At 49.7% G+C, this 644-nt stretch carries 1 protein-coding gene; it reads left to right on the top strand.

All coding sequences use genetic code 11. The annotated features are described in order from the left end of the window. On the top strand, nt 1–644 hold a 644-nt coding region (locus tag R7E38_RS23040), incomplete at both ends, for an O-antigen ligase family protein (protein ID WP_318082162.1).

The raw sequence follows: 644 nt of genomic DNA, 5'->3' as shown, positions 1-644 counted from the left end.
TACGTATTGGAAAATCATTGTGATGACCTTGGCGATCACTTGGCTGATCACCAAACCTCAACAGCTTGCTCAAATGTCCAAAGCGATCATCATCGCCGGCATGTTGATTGGGTTAGTCGCGCTTAACAACGCAGCGAACGGCATTGATTTAGTCGAAGGCACTCGCGTGTCGATTGGGCGTTCCATTGGTTCAGTGCTGGGCGACCCTAACGACTTGGCACTCGTGTTGATGTTTCCTCTCGCCTTTACCGTTAGTCAATTGATGGAAAAACGCTCGCCGACCCTATTACGACTCTTCGCGCTTATCACCTGCTTTATCCTGTTTTTCGCAGTGATACAAACACAAAGCCGTGGCGGTTTGTTGGGATCGCTCTCCGTGTTTGCTTACTTCGCCTTTAAACACATCAAAAGCAAAACCTTGGTTTTGGTTCTTGGGGCGGTTGCGGCTTTAGCCTTATATGCTTTTGCTGGGATTTCGGGGCGTGAATCCGGCGGCGCAGCAGAAGATGGTATCGACGCATCAGCGATGGGTCGTTTGTACGCATGGGAAGCGGCTTTCAAAATGGCACTCCACCACCCGTTTACCGGAGTAGGACTGGATAACTTCTACTTCAACTACTATTTCTACAGCCCACATTGGGATG

This window comes from Vibrio sp. Vb2131 (assembly GCF_033338535.1).
Taxonomy (GTDB): domain Bacteria; phylum Pseudomonadota; class Gammaproteobacteria; order Enterobacterales; family Vibrionaceae; genus Vibrio; species Vibrio alginolyticus.
Note: the sequence above shows the minus strand (reverse complement) of the source record. Positions and strands in the feature narration are given on the sequence as shown.